A 23,557-nucleotide genomic window follows, 5' to 3' on the forward strand; every position below is an offset into this window, starting at 1 on the left:
TGTTCCTATTATTACTCTTCTCTGATAAAATACAGCAGCCTGCTGCCATAATCCCCAAAGATCATTTCCTGTAAATATCCCGCGTTCATCAGCATTTCTCCCGAATAAAGCTCCCCGGTTTCTTCCAGCCGGTAGCGTGCCTTCGGATCCAGGCCGCAAAGCTTCAGGCGTCTGGATTTGCGTTCGGTTTCATAGCGCACCTGCACATAGGTCACCAGGCATTGCTTTTGTTCCTTATCTGTCACCTGCCAGCAGTCGTACATGGCATTCTCCCGGTAGGATGCGATGCGGTAGTAGTCGCCTTCCCGGATCAAATCGTTATATTTATGGTAATCCCGGTTGAATCCGGCGGCTTTTTTCTTTTCCTCCTCCGTCAGCTTTGTGATATCCAGTTCATAGCCAAAGGTTCCTGCAAGCGCCACATGGGCCCTGGTTTCCATAGGGGTTATCCGGCCTACGGAATGATTGGGACAGACGCAGATGTGGGCGCCCATAGAGCTTAAGGGGTAGATGAGCGCCGTTCCCTCCTGGATGGAAAGCCGTTCAATGGGATCCATATCATCGGAAGTCCAGATCTGAGGGCTGTAATACAGCATGCCCGGATCAAAACGTCCGCCGCCGCCAGAACAGTTTTCCAAAAGAAGATCCGGGAATTCCTGAAGCAGGCGTTCCTGCATCTGATATACGCCAAGGACATAACGGTGGTAAAATTCTCCCATGTGCTCACTGTCCAGGGCAGCGCTTCCGATATCGGAAAGCGGGCGGTTCATATCCCATTTCACATATTCGATATTGGCGCTTCTAAGTATCTTTGCCACGCAATCATAAGCATAGTCTACAATTTCCTGACGGGTCAGATCCAGTACATACTGATGGCGTGCCATATTGATGGGCCGGCCCGGCACCTGTATCGCCCAGTCGGGATGGGCTCTGTAAAGATCGGAATCCGGAGATATCATTTCCGGCTCAAACCAGATGCCGAATTTCAGTCCCTGTTCGTTAACCCTGTCAACCAAAGCCTTCAGGCCGCCTCTGAGCTTGCTTTCATTGACCTGCCAGTCTCCCAGCGCACATTCGTCGTTGCAGCGCTTCCCGAACCAGCCGTCGTCCATAACCAGCATTTCGATGCCAAGCTTGCTGGCTTCCGCCGCAATGGCAACCAGCTTGTCGTCATCGAAATCAAAGTAGGTGGCTTCCCAGTTATTGATCAGGATCGGACGTTTGGAATGCAGATATTTGCTGCGGATCAAATGGTTTTTATATAAATCATGGAACGTACGTGTCATTTTACCAAGTCCCTGTGCGGAATAAACCAGCACCGCTTCCGGCGCTTCGAACTGTTCGCCGGGATTCAGCACCCACTCAAAGCCGTCCGGGTGGATGCCAAGGCTCATGCGTACGCTTTCTCTGTGATCCAGCTCTGTTTCCGCTATGAAATTGCCGGAATACACAAAGTTCATGGCATATACACTGCCTTCGGTCTGGCTCGTGCCGTTCGTGGTAAGGGCCATGAACGGCTGCATGTGATGGCTTGTTTCCCCGCGGAGGGAGGAAACGATATGTTTGCCCTCGGTCACCTTATGGGGAGTGATATGTCTTTCCCTCGCCCAGCAGCCGTGCAGCGTGAGCAGATCAAAATTTTCATTATCCATATCCAGGCAGGCGCTCAGTATCTTTTCCAAATACAGCTTCTGCCCGCCTTCATTGACTGCCGTGACGCTGCGGATAATAGCATCGGAATCCTCAAAAATACTATACCGCAGCAATATTTTTAACCCCAGCACTTCATCCCGGAGCGTAAGAATCAACGTCTGCGCCGCCTGTCCCGCTTCTTTTCCCGCAAAGGTGGCAGGCATTCCTGCAAGCGCCGGCTTTCCTTCCCGGATTTCATAGGATTCGTAATGCAGTTCACATGCACGGCAGCCGTTTTCATCCCGGACGCAAAGACATGGATCCCGGAAGTCGCCGGTTCCCCAGACGGGATACTCAAAGCTGAAAGTGTCCAGACAACCAACCTTTTCTCTCCTGTGAATATGCATCTCATCCGGCGTAGCACCTGCGCGGAGCAGATAAAAACCGTCCATATCATCCATTCGTTTTCCATAATACATGTGCCCCAGCATACTTCCGGCGGCAACGCCCATTAAATATGTGGTGTTTGGTGTGCTTATGCTGAATATTTTCTTTTCCTCACAGACTCTTATTCCCATAAAAAACCTCCTATGTGGTATGTTCCTGGTTACTGTTCATGACGCACAGCTCCGGCTCTGTGCAGCAGGGCTTTGCTTTTTTATTTATTATACTTTATACTGTTGGAAAGAAAAGCGGTATCTGTTTCTTTTTATTGTTATTATGTTGCCTGGCATTATCGTCCCCTTGCCAGGCAGCTGTCCGGAAGAAACTGCGAAACAGGAGACCCAAGACAGTGTATACTCTGTATTTTACAGGAGGAAATGCCATGACAAACCTTCCCGGCCTGCCCGCCGCGGAGCCACCCGTCCGCCTCTATTTCAGCGGATACGAACAGACCGCCCCTTCCCTTACCTGCGGCCCCGGTATATGGCCCCATTATCTGCTTCATTATGTACTTTCCGGTTCGGGAACCTTTACAAGCGAAAAACACAGCTGGCGGCTGACCGCCGGCGATGCTTTCCTGATCATCCCCGGAGTTGTCTCGGCCTACGCGGCGGACAGCCATGACCCCTGGGAATACTGCTGGATTGGTTTCGACGGACGGGATGCCGCCGATATCCTGGCCGCCTGCGGTCTTACTGCCTCCGCTCCGGTATTCCATTCTGCCCCGGCCCGCTTTGCCTTAGTTCCTTGCGTGCCTGTTCCTTCCGTACCCTTTTCTTCCGCTTCTCTTGAAAGGGCGGACAGTTTTTCCAGGGATCCGGCAGGACAATGTCTGCTTTCCATCAACGAGACTTTATATTCCCAGCCGGGTAATACCTATCTTCATCTTTCCCTGCTCTACCGCTTTTTTTCGATTTTATGTCCGGATTTGGGAAATGCCGAAAAAAATTCCAGCACCTATCTGCAGCAGGCGCTGGATTATTTGCAGCATAACTATGCATATGATATAAAAATCCAGGACGTGGCCCGGTATGTGGGGATTGACCGAACCTATCTGTACAAGCTTTTTAACCGGGAGCTGGGAATCTCTCCCCAGCAATATCTGATTAAGCTGAGGCTGTCCATGGCGAAGCGTCTGCTCTCCTCCACTGACCTTCGGATCACGGAAATCTCCAACTCCTGCGGATTTGCGGACAGCGCCTCCTTCTGTCACCACTTCCAGGCGCGGTTTTCCATCACACCCACGCAGTTTCGGAAGGAACCGGGCCGTGAACCGGTTCCATAAAACGTAATAGGTTAAGCCTCCTCTTCCCGAATCAGCTGCGGGAAATCTTTCTTTTCAAATTCCTGGATGGATATGCTCTTTTTGTTGGGATTGGCATAAACAAAGGTTTTATCCACGTTTTCCAGGTAATTCTGGATTTTGTCGTTGGTGGCACTGATGATGGCCTGGAAACCAAGCCCCCTTATCAGTTCAATACAGCTCGCCACCTTTTCTGCATCCATTTTGGAAAAGGCCTCATCCAGCACCACAAGGCGAATGGTGGGCCTGCGGGAAAGGTTGATGTGGTAAGCCTGGGCAAAACTGGCGAGGAGGGCTACATAAAGCGGGTTCTGCCCTTCTCCGCCGGAATTTTTCTTAATCATTTTGCTTAAACCGATTACAAGCCGTTCCTCCCCTTCCACGATTTGTTCCATTTCAAACGAGAGGTAGGTACGGTAGTCCGCATATTTCTCCATATTTTTCCTGGCCTCCTCCTGCTCCTGGGCGTTGGCCGTATCCGGGGGGATAAAAATGCGGATCAGATCGTTCATAAGAGTGCTGTACCTGCCCTCATGATCCATGGAAAACATATTCATCTGATGCTCCACGGAACCCGAAAGTGTGGACGGATCGATTTCCAGGGATTCATCCATAAACATATCATAGTATTCGCCGTCCAGCCCCTTATTTTTGGTGATTTTGAACTGGTACCGGTCCTTGCCGAAATTCAGCCTGCGGATGATCCGGTTCAGCTCGTCCCGGCGGATATACGCTTCTTTGATGGCGCTGCGGATTTTATAAATAAAATCTTCTTTGAAGTGGTCTACCGCAATCCGCGCCTGTTCCATGGCTTTTTCTTCAAAATCCTTAATCCGGTCGCAGGATAGCTCATCCAGCAGCGCCTGATATTCCCCGTTCTTTTCACCGCTTGCGGAAAAATCCCGGCCTGGATGCCGTTTCAGATATTCGGACCGGATATCCACCAGACGGTTCCTCTGGGACTCCTGATCCTCCTCCGACTCCGTAATAGCGGAAAGCGTCTGTTTGATCAGCAAATCATAACGGGGATTTTTCACCTGGGATAAAAAGCTTTCCCAGTCCTCTTCCCATGCAGGGGAAGTAACCAGCTGCCTGCGTTTTTCCAGAAGTTCTTCATTCCTTTCAATAAAAGCGGCTTCATCGGCTTTTATTTTATTTTCCCTGTCATGGATCTGGATTTTCAGGCTGTCGATATGGGTTTCCAGGCTTTTTTGTTTCTCCGTGACTTCCTTCAGCTGTCTTTTCAGGACCTCCACCGAACCGGTGCCAAGCTCTTCCATGCGCTTTTCCAGTTTCCGCAGCTGTTCCTCTTTTTTCCTTTTCTCTTCCATATCCTGGAACAGCTCCACATAACTTTCCACGGAGTCCTGGAGATACTCATAGCCCAGCAGACGCCTGGCTTCTGCCGCAGCAGCAGAATATTCTTCCTGACTTTTATTCAACTCCTCCAGACGTGCCTGAAGTTCCTTCTGGCGCCTGCGCATACTCTTTTCCCCGATAAAAGCCCTTCTGGTATAGTTATCCGGGTTCAGACGGCGCAGCTGAAAGTTCTGGTACAGCAGGCAGTCAGCGGTAACCCCTATTTTACACCGGCGCAGCTGCTGCACATCCTCACATTTGATCACATTTCCGAGGAGGAAATGGAGAAAGGCCTTCACATAGGCTTCCCTGCAGTCAATTTCCTCCGCCAGGGCATTTTCACGCACTGGATGTTCTAAAGCCATCAGCTTTTCCGTATCCACCAGGGACACTCTCCAGAATTTTTTGGCATCCAGGCTTTCATAGATTTCCATAGCCTCCTTCACATAGGCAGGCTCCACTACAAGGGCCAGCTTATTCCATGCAAGATAGCCTTCAATGGCATTTCTCCACTTTTCATCCCGGATATCCAGCAAATCGGCAAGGATACGAACCGGGATATTTTTTCCGGTCCTCTCGTAAAGCTGCCGTTGTATCTGGCTTCTGGCATCTTCCAGCTCCCTGGGATAGGCTTTCCGTCCCAGCATAATTTCCATGAGGTCCTTCTGGATAAGATCCGCTTCCTTCTGGAGGGCTTTTCCTTCGGCCGCCGCTTCCTGATGCTGCTTCTCCAAATCGGCAGCCACTTCCTTCAGGCTTTTTTTCAGCCGTTCCAGTTCTTCCCCGGAAATAGTTCCCTTCCGGAATTTGCCGATATCCCAAATGGTCTGGTTGGATATATTTTCTTCCTCTTCCCATTTTTCCAGGCTTTCGGAAAGAGCCTTCCATTTCCGATCACTGCGCTCCAGAAGATTCAGGTTCTCCTCCAGGCTGTGCTGCCTGGCCTCCAGCTGGGCATAGCCGCTGCTTATGAGCTGGCGGTTGATTTCCTCATACCGGGAGGCGTATTCTTCCTTGACAGCAAGAAGGTTTTCCAGACTCTCCTTCTGGGCCAGATGATCCTTTTTCCCTTCCTCCACACGGGTCTGCAGCTCACGGATAAGCTCATTCAGCTGACAAATCGTGAGCTTTTCCAGCCGGTAACGATAGGCTGCCGTCTTTTGCCGGCTTTCCACAAAACGGCGGAATTGATCCCGTATTCCGGTGAGTTCGCCGATTTCCGTCTGTGTTTCCTCTATCTTCCTGCGCATCCTGCCATAGAGAACCACGCTTTCCTGCATATCCTCGATGTGGATATCCTGTTCCATACAGATATATTCCTTCACGAACTCTTCCAGACGGATATTCATGCGAAACGGTATGGCACGTTTGAAAAGCCTGGGGAATTTCTCCATATCCAGGCCGCCCAGGTACACATCATACAGATTCCTGCGGAACCGTTCATTATTAGATGTACAGAACCATTCCTCCTTTGACAGGTTTTTCTGCAGATACCCCTTAAACTCCCCGATAGCCATAGCCCGTCCGTCCGTGCGGTAGCAATGCTCCGGGACCTCTCCCTTATGCCAGAAGAACAAACGGCCGATTTCATTGGTGGCGGTATCCACGTCGAAAATCACACCTACGCATTCCTTTTCCCCGCTTCCGGTCTGCTCCAGCTCCAGCACAATGGTGGTGGAAAAATTACGGTTCCTCTTGTATTCCGCCTGGTTATTTTCCCCGATATTGATCATGCCTCTCAGGTATTCCAGCAGGCTTCTGTCCGAATCATCCGCAGCCGCCTTATTAAAAAAGCCCCTTCCGTCGGTATTGGCATAGAGCACAATCTGCATGGCGTCAATGACGGTGGATTTGCCGCTTCCTGAATGGCCGGTAAAAAAGTTAATGTTTTTATGCAGAGTGAGTACCTTTGCGTCAATATAATGCCAGTTATTCAGTACAATCCGGGTTACCGCCTTAAAGGACTGCTGTATCTCCATCTGTTTTCTCTCCTTCTAATGTATCAAACTCGTCCCCGGCTTCCTCTTCTTCACGGAATACCCCCAGGTTTTCCTCCTCGTCGGGAATATTCTCATCCCCGAAGCTTTGCAGCAGCTTCAGAATATCCTCCCGCATCAGCACCAGGTTGATACAGGGATAAATAAGGATACGGGTATGCTCTCCCAGCTCATCCAGCGTATCCATCAGCTCGATCATCTGGTATTTTTTAAGAAAAGCAAAGGCCCGCCTGATTTCCGTAAGGGAGGAAAGGCTTCGGGAGAGACGGAACTCCCCTACTTTACCGTTCAGTTCCCCGAAGGTGGTCACAATATTCACACTGGAGGATACGGCCGCCATCTGTTCATCATAGATCAGCTTCAGGAGAAGAAGGTATATGGTGGCCAGCTTAGGTATCCGTTCTCCCATAGTGGTTTCCCCGGTCAGGTAAATGGTTCCCAGCTCGGTATTCATTTCCAGCCGGATTCCCGCGGCGGCAAAATAATCCGTCAAGAATTCCATATGCCTGTCAGCGAAATAAAAATCCTTGTCAGCCACCATTCTGCCGGCTTTTCTGTCATATTTTCTTTCCAGAAGGAAGGTCTGGCGGAACAGCCTGCGGATCATCTCCTGTAATTTTTCCTGTTCCTCCTGGGATAATTCAGTCATATATGGAAGCATCGCTTTTTCCCTTTCTTTTCACAAACATCATGGCCGGATAGGTGAACTGTTCCCCTTCCACCTGTTCCCCCGACGTAACCACCTGGAAGCTGCTGTTTTTACGCATGCTGATATCATAGGCCAGAATCAGCTTTTCAAAATCCTCCTGGCAGGAAATCCGAAGGCTTCCTGTTTCCAGGACGCCGTCCGTCATATGCTCCTCAATAAAGTCTTCAATCTGTTTTCGGGTAAACCGGTGGTGTATTTTATTCAGCTGGAGAACCTCTTCCCGGGAAAGCTCTTTATTTTCTTCATCCGGTGCCAGTTCGTCCGTAAAATTCCTTCTCCGTCTCCGTTTGTACAGCGGGTTGTCATTCAGAACCTCATAAGAAGAAAGATTCATCCTCTGTGCCACGAGCTGCAGGCGTTCCGCCTGCTGCACACACTCTGCCCGTTGTCCGGTTTCTTCCTGTTCCCCCAAACGGTTCAGCAGCTGGATAATCAGCCCGTGGCGGTCGCTTTCATCGCTCAGCAGGTAATTCAGGCGGCTCACCGTGGCACGTACGTATTTGCTGTGCTCCCGGTCCATGTTGGCTATGCGGTGTTCGATATCATCAAACCCCCGTTCAATCTGGTCGATGAGATCCAGCACGTCCTCCTCCTGCCTCCTGCGGTAAAAGCCCTCCGGCTCCTTTCCCTTCTTGTCCTTTGTGATCCTCTGCTTTTCCCGGATCCGTTCTATCCAGGCATCGTCCTCCCGCATTTCCTTCAGGCAGCGTTTAATATCCATTTTATAGATATAAAAGTTATCGCTGGTTTTCAGAATATGATATTTTTTATTGACCACTTCTTCCACATAGCCTTCCAGATGCTCCTCCAGCAGTTCCCCGTAGGATTGCTTGGCCAGGAGCCGTTCAAAAAATTTATCCATATTATGAAGCATATCCTGAAGGGCCTTGTTCAGCTTTTTGGTATTCACCAGCGCTGTTTTCAGCATGGTGATATTCATTCTTGCATCATTTTTAAAGGAAAAAAGAGTGGCGTACACATTCTGGATATAGATATCGGTGTCTTCCAGAGGCTGATTAACCAGCTGGTCAAAGGCGCCGATAAAAACAGCGGCATAGTCGGGAATGACGATATTGGTGGTCATCGTGGTATAATCTTCCATTTTCCGCAGCCACTTCGTCCGCAGAAGCCAGTTCAATATCCGCTTGGGCACGGTCTCCTGCGCTTCCTCTTCCGTTTCCGTTTCCTCCTTCTCCAGAAGGAACCGGCGCTCGGCATACATATCCCCCAGGATCTGCACGCAGGCTTCCCTGCTCAGGAAAAAATTGTTGTATTGGTATTCATCATCAATTGTCAAAAGGGCTTCCATATAAATATCCCGGTTTACCGACCGGAACAGCCCCCAGAAGGAGGCGGGAATCTCATATATAAATTTCAACTTGTTTCATCCTCTTGTATCTTTTCAACCTGCCGGCGGGCTTTTTCGGAAAGCGCATGAAGCAGGTAATTTTTATCCGTTTTCTGCTGTTCCAGATACTCCTCACGGAGCCTGCCGTTTACCTGCTCCACCTCCAGAGCGAGTTCTCTTGCCGAAAGGAGGCGGCAGCCCTGTCCGCGGATTATGATCTGCTCCAGGCCGTCGGAGGTGGCTACGGTGATCTCATATTTTTTCCCGTTTTCATGGGTGAATTTCTCAATATACTGATCGGCGGTTTCCGCCTCTCTGGTATATACCACATGAATATTGTGGTAGTCAAGTATTTCCGTCGTATGCCCCTGCACCCGGTAAGCGTCAAAAACCACGATCACCTGGCAGCGGACAATCCCCTGATAATTACACAGGATATCCTGCAGCCTGCCCCTGGCGCCGTCAATGCTCACCTCGGCCAGGCTTTTCAGATCCTCCCATGCAAAAATCACGTTGTAACCGTCTACCAGAAGATATTTTTCTTTTTTGCCGGCAATCCTGTTTGAATCCTTCCCCTTGTAGACCGGCTCCTTCGGAGGCGGGGCGGAATGTCTTGACACCCTCCCGTTCCAGCCTCCTTTTTGGGATATATCCTTATTTTTCTGATTGGAACGATAGGTACGGGCAAGGATCTCATCGATTTCCTCCACTCCCATCCATTCCGGCTCCGACGGCGCCTTTGCTTTGGGAGAAAATCCGTTTTCCTCTTCCGCTGCTTCCCGCTGCAGGATACGGCATTCCAGATGCATATAATCCTTCACTTTATCCCAGGGCACCACAAACCCGGCGCCATGGGCGCAGAATACCGAACCGGTGGGATTCTCCGTATCCCGCTCCGGATCGTAACCCGTATTTTCAATCACTTCTTCCGCATTATGGCAGGGCCGGTAGCCCAGCAGCGTACAAAAAAGCCTGCCGTAGCCTTTGGTATAGGCAATCACATCCTTTTGGTAATCCCGCATGGTGAACACCGGCGCACTGCCGGTAAGAACCGCCATTTCCCCTTCCGTCCGGGGCGTATCAAAGATACCGTACATTTTCTCAATGTCCGTCATGGCTCTTCCCACCATTTTTTCCGGCACCTCCAGCCGGAACTGATACCATGGCTCCAAAAGAATGCTGCGGGCCTGCATCAGCCCCTGGCGCACCGCCCGGTAAGTAGCCTGCCGGAAATCCCCTCCCTCCGTATGTTTCAGATGGGAGCGTCCGGTGAGCAGCGTGATCTTCATATCGGTTATAACCGAACCGGTCAGTACACCTCTGTGGTCTTTCTCCTCCAGATGGGTCAGAACCAGCCGCTGCCAGTTCCGATCCAGGATATCCTCGCTGCAGTCCGCAGCAAACACAAGGCCGCTTCCCTGCTCCCCCGGTTCCAGCAATAAATGGACCTCGGCATAATGGCGGAGGGGTTCAAAATGCCCCACACCTTCCACGGGTTCCGTTATCGTTTCTTTATACACAATATTTCCGGCCCCGAATTCCACATCTGCGCCGAAACGTTCCCGTATCAGGCTTTTCAAAATTTCAATCTGTACCTCTCCCATGACCTGGGCCTGAATTTCCTGCAGCCTTTCATCCCAGACAATATGAAGCTCCGGCTCCTCCTCTTCCAGCTGCCGCAGCCTGGGGAGCATCACCGGAACCGGGCAATCCTCCGGAAGACGTATGGAATAAGTGAGCACCGGCTCCAGAACAGGGGCGGCAGATGCCTGCTCCATGCCCAACCCCTCTCCCGGATGCGTGTGGTGCAGTCCGGTAACCGCGCATACGCTTCCGGCCTGCACTTCATTCACCAATTCATATTTATCTCCGGAATAAATACGGATTTGGTTTATCTTTTCTTCCCAAACTTCCCTGTCCGACGGCGCAGTCTTTCCCGCCCCGTCCTTCCCCGCATTACACAGGGTGGTTTTTACCTGCAGGCTTCCTCCGGTTATTTTCATATACGTAAGGCGGTTTCCCTGTTCATCCCTGGCAATTTTAAAAACCTTAGCCCCGAAAGCGGGTCCGTAAGCCGGCGAAACGGCAAACCGCTCCAGTCCGTCCAGAAATTCATCCACCCCTGTAAGCTTCAGGGCCGAACCATAAAAACAGGGGAAAAGCTTCCGTTCCCGGATCAGACGGCCAAGCTCCTCCTCCGGCAGGCTTCCTTTTTCCAGGAACATGTCCAGAGCCGCCTCGTCACAAACCGCACACTGCTCATAAAACGCCTCCGTAAACCCTTCACCGAAATCCACACAGCCTTCATCCAGCCTGGTTTTCAGTTCTTCCCTCAGCGCCTCCCTGTCTGTCCCGTTCTGATCCATTTTATTAATAAACAGAAAGGCCGGTATCCGGTATCTTTTCAACAGCTGCCACAGTGTCTGGGTATGCCCCTGCACCCCATCAGCTCCGCTGATCACCAAAACCGCCGCATCCAGCACCTGGAGTGTCCTTTCCATCTCTGCGGAGAAATCCACATGCCCCGGCGTATCCAGAAGTGAGACCTCCATATTCTTCCACCGGAAGTTAGCCTGCTTGGAAAAGATGGTAATTCCCCGCTCTTTTTCCAACGCATAGGTATCTAAAAAGGCATCTTTATTATCCACGCGGCCTATCTTCCGGATCATACCGCTGCGGTAGAGGATCCCTTCCGATAAAGTTGTCTTTCCGGCATCCACATGGGCCAGAATTCCTATCACTAATTTTTTCATTTATTATCCTGTTATCCGTTGTATGAATCATGGCAACGTTATCGTATCTTATTTAATCCGGGAATACTACCTCCCGGCATTGCTTTGTGCAAACGGTATAAGTATACCATAAAAAACAGGTAAAAAACAGAGGAAGCTGTTTCTATTCAGAGCTATTTGTTACCTTTCAGGCCCCTACAGAGGGATGAAAGGTAACAGCTATTCACAGCTTGAAATCCATAACTGCGGAAACCTCAATTTTCTTGAAGATAATATTTTCCAGGGAAACTGCAAGTGCATCCCCTTCATGGAAATATCCCCACAGCCCGCACCGAAGCCGGAACTCACCTGTTCTAAAGGAATCATAGCGGGGCTTGCAAAGGAGAATCTGCCAATACCCGTACTTTTTTTCAACAAAAAGGACTCCGGCAAACCGATAGTTCCCTTCTTCCTTTTTCCCGAAGAGGAACACTGGTCTGACAACTAACAAAACCGACGGCAGAATACTTAATAAAAGAGCAGCAATCCCAAGCTCTATAAGAAAAGGCATCAGACGGCCGTGAGTTTTTACGCGGCATCTCTCCGGCATAAGGCGGCATAAGGGACAATTTACATTTCCCCTGCCCCCGCAGGTATCGATACATACACATTCTGCATGGCCTTTTGCTTTTTCCGGCGCTTCGGGTCCGGGTGTGCTGCTATGGGTAACAGCCGCTGATACACCGCCGTCCGCTTCCGCCGCAGCAGATATTTTAATACCTAAAGAGGCAGCCAGGATAAGGGCTGGAAACAGGATTGCTGCCAGGAGCCGTTTATTCATTTTTCTTTCTGTTGTTTCTTTCATTTACTATGTTACCTCTTTCTTACCTCCGAACGACTTAAAAGAGTATAAAAACAGTGCCGGATTCACGCCAAAGGCATTCCTCCCTTCATTTTATAATTTATTACCATTGGATATATGGCTGATATGCCATGATGCCGTGTCTGTAACGGCTGTTGAAAAGAATTGAAATTGATAGCTTCACAAATGAAATCTATCGTAAAAAACTTTACCATAAATTATCCTTGTCTGCAAGTTATTTATAATAAATCTGTCGTCTGCTATTTATGATAAATCTGCCGTCTGCTTGTAACCGTTCAGACAGGTTTGCACATTTACTGCGATGACCATAAGAAAACGTGGTGGCTGCAGGCATCCGGCCACACGCGTGGCGTTTTTTTGGGCCGGGTGCCGTAGCGGTTGCAATTCCAAGCTAATTCCATATTTGCCAACTATGTACAAAATGTCTCCGGATCCATTGGGTCCGGAGACAACTTCCATTTCTATTTTGTTTTCCGCTTCCTTTTATCCTGCACGGCCGGATTCCCGGGTATATGATATCACTATTACCGTTTCCCTCTTTTCCTTCCGAACAGGCTGCGGATAAAAGGCTCTCTTCCGGCATATATCCTTCCGAAGTTCTCACAGTTATAAAATTTTTCCGTTGCCACCCATTCCGGATATACCACCTTTTGTCCGGACAAAATAGCATTGTTGTTATAGTCCAAATCAAATGCGTTCATAACCCAACCTCCTTAGATACATCCCCAATTACTGTTCACTCCGTAACCAGTAACCCCAATGCTTCTCTTTACTTATACTATATTATCTTCTGGACTTTTCGTCCATAATCTGCTAGCCTGAAAAAAACAGGATAATTATGTACTGCCGATACAAGTATAGGGAAAGGAAGGCATTTTATGGCAATCCGGTTCTGGGAAATTTATGAAGAGACAAAAGAAAAGTATAAATTGCGGATTCTGGCAGGAAAAAACGGAATGGATAATGTTACGGGATGGGTACATATGCTGGAGGATGAAACCATTATCAACCGGTTCGCAGGGGAAGAGCTTGCCGTAACCACGGGCATGAAAGCCGGAAAAGAGGGGTGGCTGCTGCAGCTGGTATCTTCTATGAAAAAGGCGGAAAGTACGGGTATCATCATCAATACGGGTATGTATCTGAAGCAGGTTCCTCAGGACGTCATAGACTGGTGTGAGGCCCACGATTTTCCACTTCTGGAAATGCCCTGGGAGATATCCATCACTGATCTTATCCAGGATTATTGTATGCGTATTATGCGCCAGATACATAAGGAACGGCAGGAAGGGCTTCTCTTTGAACGCTTGCTGCGGGGTAAAGAGGTGCCTGATGGGTTCCTGGAAGAAATCGGCAGCCGTTATCATCTGGAAGGCAGTTTCCGGATATTCTGCCTGCTGCCCAAATATACCGCAGAGGAAAAAGTCCTGTTCCGACAGGCCGGGCTGAAGCTGGAGAATGTATTCGGACTGTGGCAGAGCGGGACAAAAATCCGCTTCCCTTATTTTTTTATGGAAGTTAAGGATACCTATATCCTGGCGGTCAATGACTTTCCGGAAGAAAAGGTGGATGAGCTTACCGCACAGATCCGGAATATCTTTTCCTACTTTTTTGACAGGAAACAGCTTTCCTTAGGGATAGGGCCTGCCTGTCAGGGAATACACAGCCTGAAGCAGGCGCTGGGACGCGCGCGTATCGCCATGCATATGTCCCGGCAGATGGAAAAACCCATCGTTGATTTTAATCAGATGGGTGTTTTCGGCATCCTGTTTTCCACGGAGGATCCGGATATCCTGAAAAGCTATGCCAAACAGCTGCTGGGCCCGCTGGAGGAATACGACAGGCTCCATCACACGGAAGGGCAGGAAGGCACAGGCTATGTGGAAACCTTCCGCAGCTATATTGCCAATGACAGGAGCCTTATTGGTGTCGCCCGTGCCACTTATACCCACCGTAATACAGTAAACTATCGGATTCAGAATATAAAAAAGCTGCTGCATAATGAACTGAAAACAACAGCCGATCTGTTTCCCTACCAAATCGCCTTTTGTATCCGGGATATGAAGCTGTAAAGGAACAGCGGCAGCCCTGCACAGAAACAGGCAGAACGCTACAGCCCCAATACGCCGGCGGCATAATCCGATACTTCCCGTATGAGCCATTCTGTCTTTTCCAACGTACAGTATTGATTCCTATGGATATCCGGGGCCTCCTTTGCCTCATACATAAACGCCAAATCATGCTGCCTCATTTTTACAATCTCCGTAATACCAATTATTCCCGGTATAGAAAAAGGCTTCTGCATTTATACACACTGGTATAATCCGGCAGATAATGTACTGCATCCGGTGCAATACTGCCCAGAAGAAGCTCTTCTTTCTTTTCTGCTTTACCGCCCGCCGCTCTCATGGCCACGTGCAGATGTATCATTGTAAACGGCATTTTTTATCCTCCTGTGCATTACCCCATACATATTTCATTACGCAATGCAGTACTCTCTTCTCCCGCCAGCCACTTTTCTTCGATCAGCCTTTTTGTAAGCTGTTCCATTGTATTTCCCACAAACAGCTCCATGTCCGCTTCTTTCAGATAAGGATATTCGCGCTCCAGGTTACCATGCGCTTCCCGGTAAAATCCGGAAATATGTTCTCTCCGGTTGTCAAACGCATCCGGGGCAAATGTGAACCATCCACGTTGCCATATAATTCTCCGTTTCTTCTATTCCTTTTCTTTTGCCGATAAAAATGTAACATCCTGTACTGTCGGATACCGCCTATTGTTCCTATGGATTTTCCACCGTCCCTATAAATACGGGCAGATTTGTATTTTCATCCACAATTGCATAAAGAAACGGACGGTCCAGAATCACTGTTTCCATTTCCTCCATGGCGCCCTCCGCCAGCATCTCCACCACCGTAGCCGCTCCGGCTTTCGTACCCAGCTCGTCCACATCAATATGTGTCTTGTGAAGGACTCTGTCGATATGGATGGTCAAATCCCCGCAGCTTCCGATTTCCGAAAAATCCGCCAGATTGCCGTCAAAGGCCAAAGGCATTCCCAGGCCGGAAAGAATATCGGACAGTTCCAGGCTCGTATCCGCCTTAAACTTTGGCATTCCTGCGGAAACAGCGGTTTCCTTTTCCCCGGTAACCGTGCGGTAAAAAGCCTCCCCGGTCAACTGATTTATGTATTCCTCCAAAGTCATCCCTTCCTCCGGCAAAAGCGCCGCAAACCGGTAGCCCGTTACATAAGGCTTGACAAAACCCGCCGCATGTTCCCCCGAGAGATAACGGGATTCTTCCGAATACATAATGGGTACCGTCGTTTCCTTTCCATCTTCTGTATAAAAGGCGGAATCGTGAACCTGATAGCTTTCATAAGGCTCTTCCCACTCCCCGTTAAAAGCTACGGCATTAACAAGATACATAATAGCCGCTTCCGGCATGTTGTCCAGGATATCGGTAACCATTCCGTCTGTGTTTTTTTCCACCCAGCGGTTCAAATCGGCGCATGTGGATTGGTTAAAAGGCGCGCCGTAGATATAGGCATCCCATTCCTCCGCATTTTTTTGCAGGAACATTTCATTAGGGACAAATTCTTCCTTGTCATTGTTAAACCAGATAGAATTGGCCACGCTCAGTTTTCCGCCTTTCCCATCCGGCAGCTTACTGCACCAGGCCGACAATTCCCTGCATCCCTGCTCTGGATCCAGTCCGGGATACATGGTTTCCCCCATTTGGCGGAGGGTTTCCTCCCCTGCACCTTGCCGGGTCATTTCCAGGGCTATCAGTACCGAAAGAGGGGAAACCATGGTATTGTTCCCCTGCGGGGTACCATTTTTCTGTTCCCCGTCTGTCCCTTCTGCATTTTGGCCGCTTCTGCTCTCTCTCAGAAGATCCAGCGAGAAATTAAGATAGGATATGGCAAACGGCTCTCCCACCAGTGCGGTATTCTCCTGCGGCGTGTTCTTACGGTATTTTTCCGTAAGATCCCTGGTGGAGGAGGAAAGGGCATCCTCTCCGCATGCGATAACGGCAGAGGCCATGCAGAGTACCAATAATACCGCTGTCAGAGAACGGACTTTTTTTCCTGTTGCATATCGTAACTTTTTCATAATTTTCTCCTCTCTGTAGACATCTCTCTCTTTTTCCTTACAAAAGCACCGTCACGCCACATCGATTATCAACTCATCAAAGCCAACTTACTGATAATCCCGGGCTTCTTCCAAGCGGTTTTCCAATACAACACTACTAAACTAGAATATTACGGATCTATATGACAGGCTGTCTATCGCAAAATTTCTTCCCCATCCTTACAATAGCATTCACTGAAATCATTCCCTATCAAAATTGCCAATACTTTGTCCATTCCCCCGGCAAGTTCTTTTTGGACATATTCCTCCAGTGATATCCAGTAAACTTCTCCCTCCCCGGAACTGCGCAGCTCACCCTCACAGTAATCCACTTTGTACAGGTAGCCTATATTATGGATATTCTCACAAAACCAATGATAGATACCTTTCAGCTTTGGATTTTCAATAATAAGCCCTGTCTCCTCCTTCACTTCCCGGATCACGGAATCGGCAAAGCTTTCTCCAGGCTCTACATGACCTCCCGGAAACGTTGTTCCACAATAGCTGTCTCCTACCTTATCCAATGCCACAACATTTCCTTTCCCGTCACAAATCATACACATATTCATAAAATTAACTTTCTGGAGCCGCAGGCTGTTGAATTCCGCCTTGTTTTCCCTCCGGATACGCTTCAGGATCTGCGACTGCTTTCCCCTGTAATGCTTCACTACTTCCCTATATGGGATCCAGATACCTTCTGCTTCTATCCGATCATAAATACGGCTGACAATTTCATCCGTTTTAAGATTCTCCGGTACTTTGTCAAACTGACTGCAATATTTCCTGGTTTCATCATACATCCAGGCGGCAATCTTCTCCTTTTGTTTCAGCTTCAGATGTGCGTATTTCTTATCTGATTGCAGCAGCCTGTCTCCTGTCTGGATATGATTCTTTTTTGACATGATAGATATTTTCCTTCCTGGTATGGAGATTTTTCAGTACGAATTGATGACAGATTAATGGTAAGCTGTTTTTGCCAGACCTGCCTGCACATCATCTCCTCCAACATAAATCCCTTTATAGCCGAGGATTTCTCCTCGGCTATAAAAATAATACCCCATCTGTATATTAGTCCATACCGGAAATCCCGGCTGCTTTCTCCTCCTCTAATCAGATAGGCTTTCACTTTCTCTGCTTGTGTCAAGATAGGACTAAAAAAACATCTTTATTCTGAACTGCTTTACTCACCCGAGCACACGATTAAATAATCATGAATTAAATCTACTTGTTAACTACTCTATTAAACTAAAATTATATTCTGGAACAAACAAGACAAGAGTATTTAGAACCCATATCATACCTGTTTGCTCATCTCTACTTCTTTCATTTTGTAAATCCAATATTCTTTTAAAATCCAATGTTCCAAAGCAATCTTTCAGATTATCTTCAGGCACATTAAATTCATTCCTTTGAATTTTATTTGATTTACAAATATTGTGAATTATTACTTGGTTGAAAATTGAGTGCATATAATCATAATAAGTTTTTCCTTCACTTACATAACCACACTTTGTAATTAAGTGTTTCATTTGATTACTTGCAGTTAATAAATCTTTTCCTCTAAGACTACTTTTCAATATTCTGTTAACTTGAACTGCTATATCTTCTTCACTAGATTCAATCTTTAAAATTTGTTCTACAAGCATATTACATTGATTTTTATCTTCAATGTCAAATCTGTCAAAAAGAATATCTTTGATTTTACAAGGGAATTCCATCTTCCAGGCTATACAACTTTCTTTTCTTATCATATCTTTATATTGTGAACCTGGATGTACTAAAACACTAATACTACGCTCCGAAAAACTTACATCAGGTAAAGATGTCAAATGTTGATACGATTCAACCATAGGATAATTAATATACAGTTTACCCTGATCTGCAGAATCACTAAAGTAAGATTGTAAACGATTAATTTTTTCTTCTGAGAAATATGTGTCATGTCTCTCATAATCGAATGTTATTAAGATATTTTTAAAATTGTCTTTACTCATATCTTCTAAAAATTTTAATTTTCTACCAACAATAAATGGTAAATCGACATCATACTTATCCCAATCCGCATCGTATTCTTTTACAATCTCATCATACAACTGATAAATATTAGTTTGATAAATGATTATATCATCCATTTCAATATCTATCTTTGGATAAACTTTTAACAGTGCTCTGATTAATTCATTCTTTTCATGATTTCCCTCTACAATAAGAAGATTTCTATTTCTCTTTCTAGGTTGAAACCAATCATAATTATTCATATTTCCTGAATTCTCCGCTTATATACATCTTCTCTAAGTTGTGCCCTTCTCGAAGTTCTCTTTCAGTTGAATCACATAAGGCTGTAAGAGTTCCTTTTTGCGAAAGAATAAATAAACAATCCGGTCTCATTATCCTATTGGTCATCAAATTTGTATTGTGTGTTGTCATAACGATTTGACATTCAGGATATTTCATCTTGAAAAAGCGTATCACATTTTCTGCCATCTCATAATGATAAAAAGCATCAAATTCATCCATATACAGCATGGATGAATTTCTTCCGACCAATATGCGCCTATATAAATTTATTAATGACAAAGTGCCACTTGAAGCAGTTTCAAAAAATGGCACTAATTTTTTATGTTTAAAATAAAGTTCCATTTGTCCATCAGGCAAAGAGTTCAACTCTAATTCGCATTTAACACCCATTATATTTAAAAAATCTTCAAAATCTTTTAATGCATTTTCATTATCAAGTATTTCATAGAAAGAATCATAAAATCTTCTTGGTCTCATTAATCCACCAGAACCAACAGTGAGCATTGACATTCTTTTTATATAATCATCAAGACATAATAATATAGAATCTTCTTTAAGCGCCGTATTATTTATAATCCAGCGTAAAAATGGTAAAGATTGATTTTCATCCTCTTGAGAATTGACTACATCTATACCTTGTAAATAACGTTCTATATTGACCGTATCTGCTTCAATCTTATTGAGATTATTAAAATCATATTGCTTGGTCTCGAAATTACAGTAGAAAATTTTATCTCCATTAAGAATTAACTCTTCGTCATACAATTCAGCCTCTGATAGCTTTTTATATATATACATGACTCTATCATTTTTAAATTGAAATTCATATTTAAATGTTGCAGCCTTTTTATATGAATCCGCATTTAAATAAATTCCTTTTTGTGTTGGGAAAAAAGGTATTCCAGTCATATTAAACGAGATATCCATCAGTGCTTTACCCAGATTTGTTTTTCCCGTGGCATTTCTACCATAAATAAGCATTTTGCTTATAATATCATCAGTAATACACTCTGCATTAAATTGGTAACCTCCTGTTTTATCGAACTCGATCTGGATGGGTTCTTTAAAATTCTTATAATTGCTAACTTCAAATTTCTTCAGCATGATTGTATCACCTTCCTTTAATAAATAGTTCGTAACTATTCATTACCTTCATAGTTACATGCAAAAGTCTATTTAAATCGCTTACGGCGATGGGATATTTGAACTCCTGAATCATTTTCTTACGGTAAGCGCAGTAAATTCGCTTACCTGTTGAATAGTTACAATATTTCTTTATTAGTATATCAGCTTTGAAGAAAAATAACAACGCTTTCCGTAATTTTTTTACGGCATCATTTCTATTTAAATTACTCTCTTACCTCATGTATATTGACTTTGGTAAAATAATAATATAAAATAATAAACGATAACAAACAATATAAAACAATATAATTCAACAATCACACAAAGGAGACATTATGAACAGCAACACCTTAACAAGAGATGAATTATGTTCCTTGTTCGACCACACGAATCTCAAACCTTATGCAGACCGTCCCCTGTTTGAACAGCTCTGCCGTGAAGCTTCTGAGAACCACTTTGCCATGGTTGCCATTAATTCCGCCCCCGTTTCCTTGTGCAAACAGCTTTTAAAGGGCAGCGGTGTACACGTGGGAGCCGCAATTTCTTTCCCTCTGGGGCAGACTACCCTGGAAACCAAGGTTTATGAAACACAGCAGGCAATCGGTGATGGAGCCGATGAAATTGATTATGTAATAAATATTGGCGAGCTTAAAAACGGAAATACCGATTATATCCGCCGGGAAATGGAAGCGATTGTAAGCATCTGCCGCAGCCGCGGAGTCCTTTCCAAAGTGATCTTTGAGAACTGTTATCTTACGAAAGAAGAAATAATCAGCGTAGCGTCCATCGCCCGTGAGGTTCATCCTGATTTCATTAAAACCAGCACCGGTTTCGGCACATCGGGCGCTTTGCCTGAGGATGTGCGTCTGATGAAGGATATCGTGGGAGCCGGGGTAAAGGTGAAAGCTGCCGGAGGTATCCGTTCCTGGGAAACCTGCAAAGCTATGATAGATGCCGGTGCGGAACGGATCGGTACAAGCAGCAGCTTTAAAATACTGGAAGAATTCGATAAGGAACGCCATTGTTAACACACCTTCACAGCAGAAAAAGCCGCCGGATAAGATGAGTATTCCTCTTATCCGGCGGCTTTCTATTTTACATTTTTACGGTCTGCCATACCCAAATCCGGGAAAGAATCTGCAAACTCAGGCAAGCTCCACTTTTATTCCCTTCATCCTTGCATTTTCCACGAAATTTTCATCCGCCCCGCTGTCCGTGATAATCACATCCGCTTCCTCCAGTTCGGCAAATTTCGCAAAGGACACAAAATTAATTTTATCCCTGTCAGCCAGCACAATCACCTGTTTGGCATTATTCATAAGTACCCGTTTAATTGTTCCTGTTTCGAATTTCGGAGTACTCATCCCCTTCTCGCAGTGAATCCCGTTTACAGCGATAAAGGCTACATCCACATTCAAATCCTTCAATGCATTTTGGGCAAGATCGCCAATTGTATAGTGGAAACCCTTCCTGAGCTGTCCCCCGGCAATAATCACACTGACATCCGTACTGTTATCCAGGCAGGATGCTATATTCAAATCGTGGGTCACCACAGTCAGTTCCCGGAACGGGGCAAGAAGCTTGGCAACCTCCAGACAGGTCGTCCCGGCATCCAGGGCAATAGAGGCACCTTCTTTAATATATCTCAGCGCCGCTTTTGCAATAGCCTTCTTCTGATCCACACGGATAACTTCTTTTTCAACCGTGTTCAGTTCAAAATTAACGCTTGATTTCTGGAGCGCCCCGCCATGTGTCCGTTCCAGAAGGCCGAATTCTGCCAATTCCCGCAGATCATTTCTGATTGTCGCAGAGGAGACTGCGAATTTTTCGCACAATTCATTAACGGTAGCCTTGGTATTGCGGTTTACAATATCCACTATCATTTTTTTTCGTTCTTCAGCAAAAATGCCTTCATCTCCTGCTAATCCCATCCCGTCACCTCTGTTCCCTAATTCATTCCTGTTTTTAATCTATCATAGCAGGCAGATTTTTACAACAACAGATATGTCCTTCGGTTGCAGATAAAAAAGTTTGGTGTCCCCCGCCCCAACTTTTTTATCTGCACCCATTTCCTTCTTCTATATATCAAGTATACCGTGCATCGAATCCCTGAGCCTGCGGTATCTTTCTTTCAGATAGTGATACACTTCTGTTTTTTCTCTGTCAGGAAGAAAAAGTTCTCCCGCCTCTATATTTTCGCCAGCAGTTTTCCCCATATTTTCAAATATGCCCAAGCCTTTTCCTGCCAGAATTGCCGTTCCCCATAGTGCGCTGTCCTTTCGGTTCAGTTTCTGAAAGGGACGTCCGGTAACATCGGCAAGCATTTGTGCCCATAAGCGGGAGCTTGCCCCGCCTCCTGTTAATTTGCATTCCCGTTTGGGACATTCCGGATAATTTGTTTCGATGCTGTCAATGGTAAGGGCCAAATCAAAGGAAAAACTCTCCAGCAGGGCACGGTAAAAATGTTCCGGCCGGTGCGTCCAGTCGTATCCTATCCACATCCCTTTCAGCCCGCCGTCAAAAGGCATGGCACTTCCGCCCAGCAGTCCTACCGCAGCGAGTCCGTCACAGCCCGGATGTACCAGTGCCGCCCTGGCATCCAGTTCCTGAAAATCAGACATTCCCGCCGTTTTTCCAAAATTATCAAGGAACCATTTCAGCGTAATTCCGGAACCCGGAATGTATTTGTGTGCGATGCTTGTTTTCCCGTCCGCACCAATCAGCCCATCATAGTTCCTGCATACGGTATCGGGTCTGTACTCGCCCACAACACTGCTGAAACCGCCATAGGAGGACGCCTCAAATATCATGTCCCCTTCCCGGCATACGGCGGCTCCCACGCAGCCCGCTATCTTATCTCCTGCGCCCGCCACCAGCGGAATCCCCGCCGGCAGGCCCAAAACCGCCGCCATCTCCGGCTGCAGATATGCACAGATCTGCGCGGATTCCACGATGCGCGGAAGCATCCCGGGATCTACCTTTAACCCGGAACAGATTTCTTCAGACCAACTCCCCGCCCGGATATCTGCCAGACCGCTCCAGGTAATGAGGGAATAATCAATAATGGCATCATCGATTTTTAAACCGCCCAATTTACCGAGGCAATACCCATTAAGCATCATATATTTTGCAATTTTTCCTGATTCACAGGGGAATTCGGTTCTGAACCATTCCAATTTGGGAGCCATAAGCGGTGCATTGGTCCCCCCATGGAGTAAAAAATCATCTCCGAATTTTTCCTGCTGCTTCTTAGCATATGGGATATAACGGGTGTCCAGGGAACAGGACCAGCCGGTCATGTCATTCCAGTCTTTGTCCACCCCCATAAATCCTGCCATCTGTCCGGTAAAAGAAATGGCTTCCAAATCTTCGGCAGCCTTCGGCGTTTTATTGATAACTGCCGTCATACAGGTAAGTACCGTGGAAAAAAGTTCTTCTCCCTTCTGCAGAAAGATTCCCGGTTCCGGCTGTCTGCAGATCGTATTTCTTAATTCCTGAGCGATGCAGTTCCCGTGAAGGTCATATATCCCTGCTTTAATGAAGCTTGTCCCCAAATCAACCGCCATTAAAAGTGTTTTTTCCACACCACACCCCCATTAACCCGCCTTACGTTCCCTTA

Annotated in this window: 18 protein-coding genes; 3 read left to right on the top strand and 15 right to left on the bottom strand. The window is 46.7% G+C overall.

Annotation, left to right across the window (positions count from 1 at the left end; genetic code table 11):
* Positions 1-11: 11 nt before the first annotated feature.
* Positions 12-2,210 (bottom strand): alpha-galactosidase, encoded by a 2,199-nt coding sequence (locus DXA36_RS16835; RefSeq protein WP_118680651.1) that lies wholly within the window; start codon positions 2,208-2,210, stop codon positions 12-14.
* A 248-nt stretch (positions 2,211-2,458) separates the two neighbouring features.
* Between DXA36_RS16835 and DXA36_RS16840 the strand changes: the two genes are divergently transcribed.
* Positions 2,459-3,361: an AraC family transcriptional regulator gene (locus DXA36_RS16840; protein WP_182479120.1), complete on the top strand. Its 903-nt coding sequence runs from the start codon at positions 2,459-2,461 to the stop codon at positions 3,359-3,361.
* A gap of 11 nt (positions 3,362-3,372) precedes the next feature.
* Here DXA36_RS16840 and DXA36_RS16845 read toward each other — a convergent pair whose 3' ends face one another.
* The 6 genes from DXA36_RS16845 to DXA36_RS32985 all read right to left on the bottom strand — a co-directional run bounded on the left by DXA36_RS16845 (position 3,373) and on the right by DXA36_RS32985 (position 13,087).
* Positions 3,373-6,717, bottom strand: a complete 3,345-nt coding sequence (locus tag DXA36_RS16845; RefSeq protein WP_118680653.1) for an ATP-binding protein — start codon at positions 6,715-6,717, stop codon at positions 3,373-3,375.
* Entirely contained in the window at positions 6,695-7,396 is a 702-nt protein-coding gene (locus DXA36_RS16850) for a DUF4194 domain-containing protein (protein WP_118680654.1), read from the bottom strand. The genes DXA36_RS16845 and DXA36_RS16850 overlap by 23 nt, the downstream gene beginning before the upstream one ends.
* The gene (locus tag DXA36_RS16855) at positions 7,377-8,822 is read right to left on the bottom strand and encodes a Wadjet anti-phage system protein JetA family protein (protein WP_118680655.1); all 1,446 of its coding nucleotides are present in this window, start codon (positions 8,820-8,822) and stop codon (positions 7,377-7,379) included. The genes DXA36_RS16850 and DXA36_RS16855 overlap by 20 nt, the downstream gene beginning before the upstream one ends.
* On the bottom strand, positions 8,819-11,545 hold the full coding sequence (locus DXA36_RS16860) for a translation factor GTPase family protein (RefSeq protein WP_118680656.1): 2,727 nt from the start codon (positions 11,543-11,545) through the stop codon (positions 8,819-8,821). The genes DXA36_RS16855 and DXA36_RS16860 overlap by 4 nt, the downstream gene beginning before the upstream one ends.
* Before the next feature lie 202 nt (positions 11,546-11,747).
* Positions 11,748-12,368 carry a hypothetical protein gene (locus DXA36_RS16865; protein ID WP_118680657.1) on the bottom strand — a complete coding sequence of 207 codons (621 nt, stop codon included), beginning with the start codon at positions 12,366-12,368 and terminating at the stop codon, positions 11,748-11,750.
* 542 nt (positions 12,369-12,910) lie between these two features.
* Complete coding sequence (locus DXA36_RS32985) at positions 12,911-13,087, bottom strand: hypothetical protein (protein ID WP_182479121.1); 177 nt, start codon at positions 13,085-13,087, stop codon at positions 12,911-12,913.
* A gap of 177 nt (positions 13,088-13,264) precedes the next feature.
* Between DXA36_RS32985 and DXA36_RS16875 the strand changes: the two genes are divergently transcribed.
* The gene (locus DXA36_RS16875) at positions 13,265-14,455 is read left to right on the top strand and encodes a PucR family transcriptional regulator (protein ID WP_118680659.1); all 1,191 of its coding nucleotides are present in this window, start codon (positions 13,265-13,267) and stop codon (positions 14,453-14,455) included.
* Positions 14,456-14,493: 38 nt separating this feature from the next.
* On the opposite strand, the gene DXA36_RS32990 is transcribed toward DXA36_RS16875, so the two are convergent.
* The 6 genes from DXA36_RS32990 to DXA36_RS16895 form a co-directional block, all read right to left on the bottom strand.
* Positions 14,494-14,634 (bottom strand): hypothetical protein, encoded by a 141-nt coding sequence (locus DXA36_RS32990; RefSeq protein WP_182479122.1) that lies wholly within the window; start codon positions 14,632-14,634, stop codon positions 14,494-14,496.
* A 23-nt stretch (positions 14,635-14,657) separates the two neighbouring features.
* The gene (locus DXA36_RS32995) at positions 14,658-14,825 is read right to left on the bottom strand and encodes a hypothetical protein (protein WP_182479123.1); all 168 of its coding nucleotides are present in this window, start codon (positions 14,823-14,825) and stop codon (positions 14,658-14,660) included.
* Positions 14,826-15,165: 340 nt separating this feature from the next.
* A complete protein-coding gene (locus DXA36_RS16880; RefSeq protein ID WP_118680660.1) occupies positions 15,166-16,497 on the bottom strand; it encodes a serpin family protein in 1,332 nt (443 codons plus the stop codon).
* Positions 16,498-16,670: 173 nt separating this feature from the next.
* Complete coding sequence (locus DXA36_RS16885; RefSeq protein WP_118680661.1) at positions 16,671-17,417, bottom strand: 8-oxo-dGTP diphosphatase; 747 nt, start codon at positions 17,415-17,417, stop codon at positions 16,671-16,673.
* 330 nt (positions 17,418-17,747) lie between these two features.
* Entirely contained in the window at positions 17,748-18,773 is a 1,026-nt protein-coding gene (locus tag DXA36_RS16890) for a hypothetical protein (RefSeq protein WP_118680662.1), read from the bottom strand.
* Positions 18,766-19,917, bottom strand: a complete 1,152-nt coding sequence (locus tag DXA36_RS16895) for an AAA family ATPase (protein WP_118680663.1) — start codon at positions 19,915-19,917, stop codon at positions 18,766-18,768. Before DXA36_RS16895 ends, DXA36_RS16890 begins: the two co-directional genes overlap by 8 nt.
* 356 nt (positions 19,918-20,273) lie before the next feature.
* Between DXA36_RS16895 and deoC the strand changes: the two genes are divergently transcribed.
* Positions 20,274-20,966 (top strand): deoxyribose-phosphate aldolase, encoded by a 693-nt coding sequence (deoC, locus tag DXA36_RS16900; RefSeq protein ID WP_118680664.1) that lies wholly within the window; start codon positions 20,274-20,276, stop codon positions 20,964-20,966.
* Positions 20,967-21,083: 117 nt separating this feature from the next.
* On the opposite strand, the gene DXA36_RS16905 is transcribed toward deoC, so the two are convergent.
* Positions 21,084-21,869, bottom strand: a complete 786-nt coding sequence (locus tag DXA36_RS16905; protein ID WP_118680665.1) for a DeoR/GlpR family DNA-binding transcription regulator — start codon at positions 21,867-21,869, stop codon at positions 21,084-21,086.
* Between the two features lie 147 nt (positions 21,870-22,016).
* Positions 22,017-23,522 carry a xylulokinase gene (locus DXA36_RS16910; protein WP_147366610.1) on the bottom strand — a complete coding sequence of 502 codons (1,506 nt, stop codon included), beginning with the start codon at positions 23,520-23,522 and terminating at the stop codon, positions 22,017-22,019.
* Positions 23,523-23,557: the final 35 nt, after the last annotated feature.

Origin of the sequence: Eisenbergiella sp. OF01-20 (genome assembly GCF_003478085.1) — a bacterium.
Classification (GTDB): Bacteria; Bacillota; Clostridia; order Lachnospirales; family Lachnospiraceae; genus Eisenbergiella.